This is a genomic window from Pseudomonas sp. NBRC 111140, from assembly GCF_001320885.1.
Classification (GTDB): domain Bacteria; phylum Pseudomonadota; class Gammaproteobacteria; order Pseudomonadales; family Pseudomonadaceae; genus Aquipseudomonas; species Aquipseudomonas putida_P.
Genome location: NZ_BCBQ01000008.1, coordinates 1 through 11,587 on the forward strand (window position 1 = coordinate 1; position 11,587 = coordinate 11,587).

At 62.8% G+C, this 11,587-nt stretch carries 13 protein-coding genes; 8 read left to right on the forward strand and 5 right to left on the reverse strand.

Annotated features, from left to right (window positions below):
• Positions 1-102 precede the first annotated feature (102 nt).
• From APH42_RS04260 to APH42_RS04270, 3 genes are all read left to right on the forward strand, one after another.
• Positions 103-1,089 carry a zinc-binding dehydrogenase gene (locus APH42_RS04260; protein ID WP_012271679.1) on the forward strand — a complete coding sequence of 329 codons (987 nt, stop codon included), beginning with the start codon at positions 103-105 and terminating at the stop codon, positions 1,087-1,089.
• Between the two features lie 106 nt (positions 1,090-1,195).
• The gene (locus APH42_RS04265) at positions 1,196-1,738 is read left to right on the forward strand and encodes a WYL domain-containing protein (protein WP_012271678.1); all 543 of its coding nucleotides are present in this window, start codon (positions 1,196-1,198) and stop codon (positions 1,736-1,738) included.
• Positions 1,739-1,836: 98 nt separating this feature from the next.
• Entirely contained in the window at positions 1,837-2,772 is a 936-nt protein-coding gene (locus tag APH42_RS04270) for a cyclase family protein (RefSeq protein WP_012271677.1), read from the forward strand.
• Positions 2,773-2,823: 51 nt separating this feature from the next.
• On the opposite strand, the gene APH42_RS04275 is transcribed toward APH42_RS04270, so the two are convergent.
• The 3 genes from APH42_RS04275 to APH42_RS04285 all read right to left on the reverse strand — a co-directional run bounded on the left by APH42_RS04275 (position 2,824) and on the right by APH42_RS04285 (position 5,543).
• Positions 2,824-3,600: an SDR family oxidoreductase gene (locus tag APH42_RS04275; RefSeq protein ID WP_012271676.1), complete on the reverse strand. Its 777-nt coding sequence runs from the start codon at positions 3,598-3,600 to the stop codon at positions 2,824-2,826.
• Positions 3,601-3,773: 173 nt separating this feature from the next.
• Positions 3,774-4,694, reverse strand: a complete 921-nt coding sequence (locus tag APH42_RS04280) for a LysR family transcriptional regulator (RefSeq protein ID WP_012271675.1) — start codon at positions 4,692-4,694, stop codon at positions 3,774-3,776.
• Between the two features lie 126 nt (positions 4,695-4,820).
• Positions 4,821-5,543, reverse strand: a complete 723-nt coding sequence (locus APH42_RS04285) for a hypothetical protein (RefSeq protein WP_060492811.1) — start codon at positions 5,541-5,543, stop codon at positions 4,821-4,823.
• Between the two features lie 275 nt (positions 5,544-5,818).
• Between APH42_RS04285 and APH42_RS04290 the strand changes: the two genes are divergently transcribed.
• Positions 5,819-6,442, forward strand: coding sequence for a glutathione S-transferase family protein (locus APH42_RS04290; RefSeq protein WP_060492812.1), 624 nt, complete (start codon positions 5,819-5,821; stop codon positions 6,440-6,442).
• 171 nt (positions 6,443-6,613) lie between these two features.
• On the opposite strand, the gene APH42_RS04295 is transcribed toward APH42_RS04290, so the two are convergent.
• Positions 6,614-7,789: an MFS transporter gene (locus APH42_RS04295; protein WP_012271672.1), complete on the reverse strand. Its 1,176-nt coding sequence runs from the start codon at positions 7,787-7,789 to the stop codon at positions 6,614-6,616.
• A gap of 94 nt (positions 7,790-7,883) precedes the next feature.
• Between APH42_RS04295 and APH42_RS04300 the strand changes: the two genes are divergently transcribed.
• Both APH42_RS04300 and APH42_RS04305 read left to right on the forward strand, forming a co-directional pair.
• Entirely contained in the window at positions 7,884-8,774 is an 891-nt protein-coding gene (locus APH42_RS04300) for a LysR family transcriptional regulator (protein ID WP_012271671.1), read from the forward strand.
• Positions 8,775-8,811: 37 nt separating this feature from the next.
• Positions 8,812-9,303 carry a DUF1543 domain-containing protein gene (locus tag APH42_RS04305; protein WP_060492813.1) on the forward strand — a complete coding sequence of 164 codons (492 nt, stop codon included), beginning with the start codon at positions 8,812-8,814 and terminating at the stop codon, positions 9,301-9,303.
• 49 nt (positions 9,304-9,352) lie between these two features.
• Here the strand turns inward: APH42_RS04305 and APH42_RS04310 are convergent, their stop codons facing one another.
• Positions 9,353-9,838: a hypothetical protein gene (locus APH42_RS04310; protein WP_060492814.1), complete on the reverse strand. Its 486-nt coding sequence runs from the start codon at positions 9,836-9,838 to the stop codon at positions 9,353-9,355.
• Positions 9,839-10,221: 383 nt separating this feature from the next.
• Between APH42_RS04310 and APH42_RS04315 the strand changes: the two genes are divergently transcribed.
• Positions 10,222-10,467, forward strand: coding sequence for a hypothetical protein (locus APH42_RS04315; protein WP_041166458.1), 246 nt, complete (start codon positions 10,222-10,224; stop codon positions 10,465-10,467).
• A 58-nt stretch (positions 10,468-10,525) separates the two neighbouring features.
• The gene (locus tag APH42_RS04320) at positions 10,526-11,533 is read left to right on the forward strand and encodes a 5'-nucleotidase (RefSeq protein ID WP_012271667.1); all 1,008 of its coding nucleotides are present in this window, start codon (positions 10,526-10,528) and stop codon (positions 11,531-11,533) included.
• The last annotated feature ends 54 nt before the right edge of the window (positions 11,534-11,587 follow it).

The window sequence follows — 11,587 nt, forward strand, 5'->3', positions numbered from 1 at the left end:
TTTTCCCCCCCCCGAAAAACCCCCTTCCCCCCCCCCCGCCTGTATCCCCCGCCTCATCTGCGCTAGCCTGCCGCCCATACTCGTCTCACAAGGACCCGCACCATGCCAACTGATTATCAAGCCTGGGGCTGGACCCCGAACGCCGGCCTCGAAGGCCTGCAGCTGCTGCGCAAACCCCTGCCGCAACCCGGCCCCGGCGAAGTGCTGGTGGCCAACCGAGCTATAGCCCTCAACCCGGTGGACTGGAAAATCTGCGAATGGGGCCATCCGGCCTGGCAGCAAGGCACAGTACCGGGTGTGGATGGCGCCGGGGTGGTCGTCGCCGCTGGCGCAGGCGTCGAACTGCCCTTGGGCAGCCGCGTGGCTTACCATCAGTCGCTGGCTCGCGACGGCAGTTTCGCCGAGCATTGCCTGCTCGATGCCAGCCTGGTGATGCACATCCCCAGCGCACTCAGCGACAGCGCCGCCGCCGCCGTACCCTGCCCCGCGCTGACCGCCTGGCAGGCCCTGGCCAAGATACCGGCAGGCACCAGCCGCGATGTGCTGGTGATTGGTGCCGGTGGTGCGGTGGGCTTCTACCTGGCGCAGTTGGCCGCACAACGTGGCCTGCGCGTATGGGCGACAGCCAGCCAGCGCCACCACGCGGCGCTCAAGGCGCTGGGCACAAGCGGCGTGTTCGACTACCACGACGCCGACTGGCAACAGCAGTTGCAGGTCGCCCTGGGTGAGCGCCCGCTGCATGCCCTGTTCGACACCGTCAGTGGCGCCCACGCAGGCAGCCTCGCCCACCTGCTGGGCTACAACGGGCACCTGGTGTGCATCCAGGACCGCCAGGAAAGCGCGCCAACAGCCGCCTTCAGCACAGCCATTTCGCTGCATGAAGTGGCGCTGAACAGCGTGCATGCCCATGGCCGCCTGGCAGATCGCCAGGCCCTGCGCATGGCTGGTGAACAGCTGTTGCAGGCTGTCGCCAATGGCAGCCTGATCGCGCCTCAACGCCGTGAGTTCGACTTCGCCACGCTGCCCGATGCACTGCGGCAATTGAAAGAAGGCCAAGGCGCAGGCAAATGGGTGACGCGCCTCGGCTGAAGGGCATCCGCGCAACTTGGATCCCATTCTGTGACAAGGTATGCTGGGCAATAGCTAAACGCCATTACTCAGGCAGGCTTGGTGCCTGCCCTCAAGGACGAGCCCTTTGCCCAGCCACCCAACCCGCCACACTATTGCCCGCCAGTGGCAGTTGCTCAAGTTGCTGCCCGGCCGCCATCCGGGCATGAGCTCTACCCAGTTGCAGGCCGCCCTGACAACCGTGGGTCATACCACCAGCAAACGTACCGTCGAGCGCGACCTGGTCGAGCTCGCTGCGCTGTTCCCGCTGCAGTGCAACAGCAAAGGCATGCCCTACGGTTGGTACTGGCAACCGAGCATGAGCCTGGTCGATGCGCAGCCACTGCAACCGGACATACTCACACCCCCGGCACAGGTTGAACTGCACGCCTGGGTGGACGACACACTGGCGCGCCTGCTGAAAGAATCCCCGCTGTCCGCAGACATGCAGCTGACCCCGCAAGCGAGCGGCGGCGCGGCATTGGTGGCCACCGTCGACGACAACCGGGCACTGATGGGCTGGCTGCTGTCGCAAGCGGGTTCGATCCGCGTGCAAGCCCCGAAGACGCTGCGCGTGGCCATGCTGGAACAGCTGCGCCAGAGCCTGGCGCTGCACGATGGCGGTTGTTGACCGGCAGGCAAATATCATTGTCCTGCCGAGCGCTTTTTCCCGGTGCCGGCCCTGCGCAGAATTCGCTCCTGACAACGCATCACTTTCAGGAGTACACGATGAAACGCTTCAAGCCCCTGCTGCTGGCCGTCGCCTTGGCGACCACTGCCCAGGCTACCCTTGCCACCGACTGGCAGCACTCGCCGTACGGCAAGCAGGATGAAATCGGCGCTGCCAACCTGCTCACCCCAGACGTGGTCAAGCAGGCCGTCGGCCTGGTCAAGACCGGCAAGACCTACCCCTTGGCCGTACCCGTGAGCAAGGACTTGCCGGCGTTCCGCCACCGCAGCTTTCACCTGTACAACATCCAGCCCGGCGAGCAGGCCGGCCAGACCCTCGGCCGCAACAAGTTCAGCTTCAACGATGAACTGGTCAACGGCTGGACCGGCGTTGGCACCCAGCTCAACGGCATCGGTCATATCGGCATCGACAACGTCTACTACAACGGCAACAAGGCTGCGGATTTCGTCACCGTCGAAGGCGTGACCAAGCTCGGCGTGGAGAAAGTACCGCCCATGGTCACGCGTGGTGTGGTGCTGGACATGACGGCCTACTTCGGCAAGGCCATCGTACCGGGTGGCACCGCGTTTACCGTCGCAGACATCAAGGCGGTGCTGAAGAAAGAAGGCATTACCCTGCGCAAGGGTGATGTGGTGCTGTTCAACACCGGCTGGCTGGAGTTGGTCGGCAAGGATAACCAGCAGTTCCTCGCCACCGAGCCAGGCATCGACCTACCGGCTGCCGAATGGCTGGCGGATCAGGGCATCGTCGCCTTCGGTGGCGATACCTGGGCCTCCGAGGTATACCCCAACCCGACCGGTGAAGAGTTCCCGGTCAACCAATTCATGCTGGCCAAGCGTGGCATTTACAACCTGGAATTGATCGACACGCGCGCGCTGGTGAAAGACAAGGCGTTCGAGTTCCTGTTCGTGCTGGGCCAGCCGCTGTACAAGGGCTCGACTCAAGTCAATATCAACCCGGTGGCGATTCACTGATCACCGGGCTGATTCAATCTGAATATTGGGGCTGCTTTACAGCCCCAGCTTTCAGAACGTACCCGGATACGCCCCGCCATCAATCAGCAGGTTCTGCCCGGTGATGTATCCGGCCTGCGCGCTGCACAGAAACGCGCAATAAGCACCGAACTCCCCGGCATCACCAAAGCGTGCCGCCGGAATGGCCTTGCGCCGCGCCTGGGCAGTGGCTTGCACATCACCGCCTGCCGCCTTCAACGTCTTTTGCAGACGCGCCGTGTCGAACGCCCCGGGCAGCAGGTTGTTCAGCGTCACGTTGCTGCCCGCCAGGCGCTGCTGCCGGGCCAGTCCGGCGATGAAGCCGGTCAGGCCACTGCGGGCGCCATTGGACAGGCCCAGTATGTCGATCGGTGCCTTCACTGCGCCTGAAGTGATATTCACCACCCGGCCGAACCCCCGCTCGGCCATGCCATCGACCACCGCTTTGATCAGCTCGATGGGGGTGAGCATGTTGGCGTCCAACGCCTTCAGCCAGTCTTCACGCCCCCAGTCACGGAAGTCCCCCGGTGGCGGGCCACCGGCGTTGTTGACCAGAATATCGACCTGCGGGCAGGCCGCCAGCAGCGCCTGACGTACCTCGGCATCGGCTACATCACCGGCTACGGTACGCACCTCGATGCCCGGATTAGCCGCGCGCAACTCATTGGCGGTCTGCTGCAAGGTGGCGTCGGTACGGGCATTGATGACCAGGTTGACGCCCTCTTTGCCAAGCGCCTCGGCGCAGCCTTTGCCCAGGCCCTGGCTGGCCGCGCAGACGATGGCCCAGCGGCCGGTAATACCTAGATCCATTGGGTTGCTCCTAGATGTAATGCAGTTACAGGGTTGCAGGCAGGCCGTGCCGGTACAATCTAGAACGCCGGTCACGGCCACCGATAATGAAAAGAGCTGATCTACCAATAACCATTGCTTATCCCCACCAGCGCTGCAACAACGGGTCGGGGGTGGATAGGCACTGTGGCGCGTCAACCAGCTACCAACTCCTCTACCAGCAACCGCGCCGCTGGCGACAATGGCGCCGCTACCCGGTGCACGATGCCGAACGGCTCGCTCAACGCCCGCAGCTGCACCGCCAGCGACACCAGCAACCCACGCTGTTCGGCGAAGGCCGCCACTGCACTCGGGATGACCGCCACCAGGCTCGGATCATCTTCCAGCAGCATGAAGGTGGCGAAGGTGGAGAAGGTTTCCAGCGGATAGCGTGGCACTTGCACTCCGGCCTCGCTCAACTCGCGCTCCAGCGCCTGGCGCATGGGCATGTTGGCCGGGTAGACAACCCAACGGTACTGGCTCAGCTCGCCGATCTCCAGGGCCATCGCCCCAGCCAGTGGGTGCTGTGGGTGCGCGACCACCGCCAGTGGCTCATGAGCCAGTTCGACAAAGGCATATTCCGCAGCGTTACGGCCCAGGCCCGGTCGACAGATGGCCAGGTCGAGCCGCCCCTCATCCAGCTGAGCGAGCAGATTGGCGCTGGTGTTCTCGGCGATCTCCACGGCCAACTGTGGCTGTTTGCGGCGCAAGCGCCCCAAGGCGCTGACCAGCGCCGGCATAGCGCCCATGATGCAGCCCACCGCCAGCCGCCCACCCTGGCCTTGTACGATGCCCAGCACTTCTTCGCGCAAATGCCCCAGGTCGCTGTGAATCAGCCGCGCATAGCGCACCACGCAACGGCCCACATCGTTGGCCACCAAACCACTAGGCAAGCGCTGGAACAACGGTACGCCCAGCACTTCTTCCACCTCGCGCAAGGCCTTTGTGGCACCGGGCTGGGAGATGGCCATGGCTTCGGCCGCCTTGTGCAGCGAACCGCAACGGTCCAGCTCGATCAACAGGCGCAACTGGCGTAGGCGCAGGCGAGAAAAAATGGAGTCCAGGGAAGGGATCATCAGGCAGGCTCGGCATGGCTCTTGTAATGCCGAGCACTATAAAGGGTGGTCAATGGGGCAGCGTTGCGTTTGCAGCAAATAACCTTTGATTGCAGCACACGCATGCCCGCATTTTTCTGCAGGCGCTTACCGCGTAGTACGTCGTGCCAGGCAGGCGTAGCCCAACCCCAGCACGGTGGCCGCCAGCGCTCCCAGCAACACCATCAGCTCGCGGCTGTAGCGGGCCACCAAGGCCGGGAAGCCGATGACCTCGTGGTACACCTGCACATTGGCGGCACCGTTGGCGTGGCTGATGCTGACCCCGCCCTGGCGGATCTGTGAATAGTCTGCGTCGAAATACACCCACACCTTGCACGTACCGCCTGGCTCTATGGCCGGGATCTCCACCTGGGCGGTTGCGGTTTCCAGCAGCGTGTCGTTGCCGGCAGCATCGCGCACCTGCACCAGGCCCTTGGCTGGCAGGCGGATTTTCACCTGGCGTACCTGCGCGTCACCACTGTTGCGCAGCTCGATGAGCAAGCCGGTGCGGTGGTCGACCAGCCCGGCTTCGAACGGCTTGGCGAACAGTTGGGCATACGGTGCCTGAGCCATTTCGATCAGCCGCTCGACCTGGTCATGGCTCAGTTCGCCCTGTTCGATGTTGTTGATGCGCCCCTGCAATTGTTCGTACTTGAGCTGTTCGCTGGCCTTGCTGATACGCTCGCTGAACTGGCTGGGGTAAGTGAGGTAGGCATAGGTCAGTGACGCCTCCAAGCGCGGGTTGCCCCTGAGCAACGCGTAGGCGGCCAACAGGACCACCAGGCCAATCAGCACGGCGACGAGAAGCTTCCCCACCTTGTCCCAGCTCAATGCATACTTCCTTCTGTCGTGTTACAGACGTTCAAAACCGCCCAAGGGTGCCAACTTCACGCCCCCCAGGCAAGCCTGACCGGGCTTGGTGGGTTGCGGGCGTGCGGAGACTAGGGTGCTCCGGCTACCTCCACAATAGCCAAGGGGGTGAAAAGGGTTACTTTCGGAAATGGACTACAAGAACATTACGAAGGGCGGTTCCGTCGCTGTTCGGCCCCTTGACCACTGCACGGCAGTGGCGGACGATCAACCTCCCCTACACAAGGACGAACACCATGCTACGGATACTGGGCAGAGCCTCTTCCATCAACGTGCGGAAAGTTTTGTGGGCCTGTGCCGAGTTCGAGGTCGCGTTCGAGCGTGAGGATTGGGGGTCAGGCTTTCAGCCCACCGACAACGCCGAGTTCCTGGCACTGAACCCCAATGCCATGGTCCCGGTGATCCAGGATGGCGACTTTACGCTGTGGGAGTCCAACAGCATCATCCGCTACCTGGCCAACCGCTACGGCGCCACCGCGTTCTATCCAAGCGAAGCGCAGGCGCGGGCCCGGATCGACCAGTGGATCGACTGGCAGGCCTCGGACCTGAACCGTTCGTGGAGCTACGCGTTCATGTCGCTGGTCAGGCATTCACCCGCCCACCAAGACCCACAGGCGCTTGCGGCCGGTTGCGCGGAGTGGTCGCGTTACATGCACATCCTCGACCGTCAGCTGGCCGGCACCGGTGCCTATGTGGCCGGCAACCAGTTCACTCTGGCCGACATCCCTATCGGCCTGTCGGTCAATCGCTGGTTCGAAACGCCATTCGAGCACCCGCACTTGCCGGCAGTGCGCGACTACTACGAACGCCTGAGCGAGCGCCCGGCCTATCACCTGCATGGCCGCAATGGTACGCCGTAACGCCAACAACGACTTTTATCGGCGGGCGGGGTGGGTGTGTACAGGGGCGGTAGCTGCTTTGCAGCCCATCGCGACACAAGGCCGCTCCCACAGAGACCGCGCAGCACCTGGAGCTTGCGCTGCACTTGTGGAAGCGACCTTGTGTCGCGGTAGGGGCGCGAACTCAGCGTGCTACAGCGCCACCTGCCCCGCTGCAGCCACTACTCGCCCACGCCAGGCAAACAGCAGCACCATCACCAACCCCAACGCCGCCATCGCCGCGCCCGCCAGGGAAATCGCCGGGTAACCCAGCCCCGCATTGATCACCGCGCCACCCAGTGCCGCGCCAATCGCGTTACCCAGGTTGAACGCGCCAATGTTGACTGCCGATGCCAGGTTGGGCGCATCTTTGGCCGCTTCCATCACCCGCATCTGCAGGGGTGGAACCAAAGCAAAGCTCGCTGCTCCCCAGACCAGGATCGCCAGAGCCGTCGGCAGCGGCCAGTCCAGCACCAGCGGGAACACCAGCAACACGGCAATCAAAACGGCCAACGACAGGATCAACGTGCGATCGATCGAGCGATCCGCCGCCTTGCCGCCCCACACGTTGCCCAGGGTCAGGCCGACACCGAACAACACCAGCATGGCCGTCACGAAGGTGGTGGACGCCGCCGCTTCGCTTTGCAGGATCGGCGCAATGTAGGTGAACACCGTGAACATCGCACTGGAACCCACCACGGTCAGCAACAACGCCGCCAGCACCGGCCCACGGCCTAGCACGCGGATTTCGGCCAGGGCCCCATCCCCCTTGGGCGCGGCCACATTGGGCAGCGCGTACCAGAGCGTGGTCATCGCCACCAGGCCAAGCCCGGCTATACCCCAGAACGCCGTGCGCCAGCCCAGCATTTCACCAAACCAGGTCGCCAACGGCACTCCGCCGATGGTGGCCAGGGTCAAGCCCATGAACATGGCTGCCACGGCCCCAGCGCGCTTCTCGGGCGGCACCACGCTGGCCGCGACGATCGAGCCGATGCCGAAGAAAGCACCGTGGTTGAGCGAGGTGACCACGCGGGCCACCAGCAAGCTGGCGTAGTCACTGGCCAGGGCCGACATCAAATTACCCAGGGTGAAAATGGCCATCAGCCCGATCAACAGGTAACGCCGTGGGATCTTCACCGTGGCCAGGGTCATCAAAGGCGCGCCGATCAGCACGCCAATGGCATAGGCACTGACCAGCAGCCCGGCAGCAGGAATGGAAACACCAAGGTCGGTGGCGATACTGGGCAACATGCCCATGGGGGCGAACTCCGTGACACCGATGCCAAAGGCACCGATGGCGAGTGCGACGAGAGGTGGATTGATACGCATGGCAAGCTCCTTATCTATGCCGCGAATGCTACGATCTGTTTCAAAGTCGCACTAGACTGCTTTTTTGCGAACCACCTTTGCTTGTGAGGCACAAATGGACTTCAGTGGCAGATCTGGAGAGATGGAGGTTTTTGCCAGGGTGGCACACGAGGGCAGCCTATCGGCTGCCGCGCGGGCACTGAACCTGACGCCTTCCGCGGTCAGCCGCATCCTCGCCCGCACCGAACAGCGCCTGGGCACTCGCCTGCTGCTGCGCACCACCCGGGCGATCACCCTCACCCCCGAGGGTGAGGCGTACTTGCGCGGCGCGCGGCGGGTGCTGGCAGACATGCTCGAAGTCGAAGAGGCCATCACAGACCAGGGCGTGCCACGCGGGCGCTTGCGGGTCAGCGCTGCGCTGGGCCATGCCCGGCTGACCGTCGTGCCGCTACTGGCAGCCTTCAGCGCGCGCTACCCGCAGGTGCTGGTCGACCTGACCCTCAGCGACGAGGTAGCCGACATTCTCGGCGGCCAGGCCGACGTGGCGCTGCGTTTCGGGCACCTTCCGGACAGCTCGTTGAGCGCCCGTACCATTGGCGAAACCGGCCAGGTGGTAGTTGCCTCACCTGACTACCTGCAACGCTGCGGCACCCCGCTTGAGCCTGAAGACCTGGCCCGGCACAACTGCCTGCGCTTCAACTTCCGCCGCGCCGCCCCCGACTGGCCGTTTCGTCGCGACGGGCAAACGTTCTCGTTGAGGGTGGCGGGAAATATCGAATGCAGCAGCGGTGAAGCCTTGGCGCAACTGGCCAGGCTGGGTGCCGGCATCGCGCGAATCGGCACCTTCACCGTGGTCGATGACCTGGCCAGTGGGCGGCTGGTGCCGTTGCTCGAGGCATACAACCCTGACGACCGCGAGCCGATCCATGCAGTGTTCGTCGGTGGCCCGGCGATGCCCGCGCGAGTGCGGGTTTTTGTGGACTTTCTGATACAGCACCTGTCCTAATGCCGCACGCTTACATCAACCCTGCAAAGGATCGCCCATGCTTTACGTCGTCATGCTCGGAGGCCGCCACCCCGGCGCCAAGATTGAAGTCCACGACGTGGTATTCGCCCAGGCCGATACCTTCGAACAGGCCTACCCGCAGCTGCGCAAGGCGTGGTTCGGTAGCCCGCAAGGCTTGCACATCGATTCGTGGTTGGAAGTGCACGGCGTAGACGGCCAGCGCATTGAACTGCGCCCGGGCTCACCCGCACGCGGCGCTCTGCGCCTGTATTTCATCAACCTCGGCGGGTATGAACGCGATGTGTTCGGCGAGGCGCACCGCTTCCTGCTGGTTGCCGCCCACAACAAGGCTGCAGCCAAGGCCCTGGGCAAGCAGCGGATGCAAGCGCATTGGCTGAAGCCGCACACCGATGCCCTGCTCGATGTCGATGAATGCCTGGCGATCGATCAGGTGGACGGGCAGTTTGTGCACCTGGTCGAAGGGCCGCATGAGCCGCTGGTGGTACGCAGCGACTACATCCTGATCTGACGGCAATAGAACGCCAGGGCCAAGCCACCCTGCGCGATGCCGGTCCGCGTTAACCGAGCAGGTGCAGCCCCAGCGTAAAGACCGCCACGGCCAAGGCCAGCAACGACACGGCGTGCCGTTCCAGATACGCTGGCCAACCGGGTGCTGACTGCTGTTCGCATTCACATTGACGCTCAGCCAGGCTTGCTAGCCGTGACTCCACGCTGTCCACACGGTCTGCCTGAGCGCTGGTTGCCAGTGCGAGCTTCTTCAACGCAGTGGTCATTGTGGTGGACAGGCCTTCCCGGGCCAGGTTGCTGGCTGCCAGTTGCTGCTGATGCTGCTCAAGGCTCTTGCGAATCGCCCCTTCCTTCTGCACCCGGGCCAGGGTACTTGCCACCAGCTTCTTGTTCAGCACCTCGATACTGGCCATCAACGCGCCTTGCTCGGTGGCCTGCCGGGTCAAAGCGTCTGCCTCAATAGTGTTCTCGATCACCCTGTCCACATCCGCCTCGCTGGAAGGCGTCAGAGTGCTGTGTTCGTGTGGCTGGTTCATCAATCTATCCGGATACTGCGATAAAGCGGGGGAAGCTATCAAAATGGCATCACCGGATCCACTGATGAGTTATGGAATTGAGAAATTGGCCAGGTATCTGACAAGGCTGACCAAGCCAGATATGTAAAGTAGCCAGTCACATCTTGGTGAAGGCGTGCACCGTCTGCTCACGGCACCCTCAATGCTGGCAAAGCCTTGTCCACCGTGGCATCGCTTGCACTGAGTGATATCAAATTGCCTGCCGCTGCGTCATGACGCGCCAGGGCGAGTCCCGCTGAACCTGCACCATTCTCTTACCTGTATAAGTCATCACTATCGACATGTAATTATTGGCGACATATCTTTTTGCTTACCAGCTGATGACCACTCCCGAGGAACGTTACATGGAAGCAATCGAAATCGCCCTGCTGGGTGTCTGCGGCATTACTCTGCTGCTGGTGTGTCTCCAACTTGTCCGCCAAGGCGAGATATGGAGCCTGCTGCAAAGCGACCGTGAACTGGAACACACCGCACGTATCCACAGGCAGGAGAACAGCACGCTGCACGCGGCTCTGCGCACGGAGCGCGAACATGTGAGCCAGCTGCAACACCAGATTCAAGTACTGCTCGGGCTGGCGCCGGAGGCCTGAGGGCTTTCGACGCAGCGTGCGCGTACACTCGCTTTCAGGCCACTTGCAGGAGCAACTCATGCCCTACCCTATTGAAGAAAAACTGGTCATCGGCGTTGCCTCGAGTGCGCTGTTCGACCTCACTGTCTCGGACGACATCTACAAGTCCGAAGGTGTCGAGGCCTATCGCCAACACCAGGAGCAAAACCTGGACGAGCCGTTTCCCCGAGGTGTGGCGTTCCCTTTCATTCGCCGCTTCCTGAGCATCAATCAAGCCTTCCCCGAGCAATTGCCAGTGGAGGTGGTACTGCTCTCGCGCAACTCGCCCGAAACCGGCCTGCGGGTGTTTCGCTCGATCAACCATTATCAGCTGGACATCACCCGCGCGGCGTTCATGTCGGGCCGCTCGCCTTACGAATACATCCCGGCATTCAATGCCTCGCTGTTCCTCAGTGCCAATGAGGAAGACGTGCAAAAAGCCATCGACGCCAACTACCCGGCCGGGCGCGTGCTGCCTACACGCATCTACGACGATGAAATCGACACAGAGCTGCGAGTGGCCTTCGACTTCGATGGCGTGATCGCCGACGACGAGGCCGAGAGCGTGTACAAGCGCAACGACAACCTGGACGACTTTCAGGAACATGAGCGCGTGCACAAGGGCACCCCGCATTCGCCTGGGCCGTTGGCGGACCTGTACCGCAAGCTTTCGCTGATACGCATGCTCGAAGATCGCAAGCTGGCCGAGGACCCGACGTACAAGCGAATTTTGCGCATTGCCATCGTCACGGCGCGCAATGCACCTTCCCATGAGCGGGTGGTGACCACCTTGAAGGATTGGGGCGTGTCGCCAGATGAGTGCTTCTTTCTGGGTGGGATGGAGAAACCCAGGGTGCTGTCGATCCTCAAACCGCATGTGTTCTTCGACGACCAGCGCACGCATTTGCAATCGCCAGCGGGGAATCTGCCGATGGTGCATGTGCCGTTCGGCGTGGCGAACAAGAACGCTACGCTGCAGCGTTCCCAGGCCGCCGTGCCACCCGCCGAAACGGTGCAAGCTGAACACCTACAGCACGATAGCCAGTAGCCATCAATTTACCGGCAACGTAAACTGCCCGTGCTGTGCTGCGCAGCCCTCTCT